General features: G+C 78.6%; 1 pseudogene. It reads right to left on the bottom strand.

The window, feature by feature from the left end:
- Positions 1 to 729: pseudogene (locus G3I53_RS02230) on the bottom strand (hypothetical protein); the annotation flags it as partial.

The raw sequence follows: 729 nt of genomic DNA, 5'->3' as shown, positions 1-729 counted from the left end.
GCCGGCCCCGCCGCCCGCCGCGCTCGCCCCCGGCAGCGGCTGCTCGGCGAACGCCCACGCGTTGACGCTCCGCACCCCCGCCGACCGCATCGCGGTGAGCGAGCAGGCGTACGGGGCCCAGGTGCGCAACGCCTCGGCCCCGGACGCCTCGCGGGGCGCTCCGGGCCGTCCGGCGGTCAGGTGCGCCGGGACCACCTCACCGAGGTCGGTCACCAGCCGGGTGCCCGTGCCGTCGGTCAGCTGGAGCACGTTCCACGACGTGCACGCCCCGGGCCGCAGGGCCGGGCTGGCCAGCGGTGAGGTAACCCCGTCGGTCAGAGTGAGGTCCATCGTGCCGGCGTCCGGATCGCGCAGGTCCCGCTCGCCCGCCGAGCGCACCCACGGCGCGGTCAGGTAGCGCACGTTGCCGTCGGCCCGGCCCAGCACCACGGCGCTCGCCTCCGCACGCCCGGCACCGTCGACCCGGGCGAAGTCCAGCGCGGCGCCCTCGGCACCCTCCTTGGGCTCGGCGTAGCGGGCGATGCGCAGACCGTCGTGGAGGATCACCACGCGCGCGTTGTCCACCTCGCCCGCGTACAGCAGCTGCGGCGGTCCGGCCGGGCCGCCGGAGGGGGTGCCGGGGGTCGCCGACACCTGGACCCGCTCGCCGGGCCGGGCCCACACCGCGAGGGCGCGGCGCAGCAGCGCCTCGTCGTCGGCGAGGCCGCCGCGGGCCGGCCACACCGAGAA

Source organism: Streptomyces sp. SID14436, assembly GCF_010548465.1.
GTDB lineage: Bacteria > Actinomycetota > Actinomycetes > Streptomycetales > Streptomycetaceae > Streptomyces.
The sequence above is the reverse complement of the archived record's forward strand: the minus strand, read 5'-3'. Positions and strand labels throughout refer to the sequence as shown.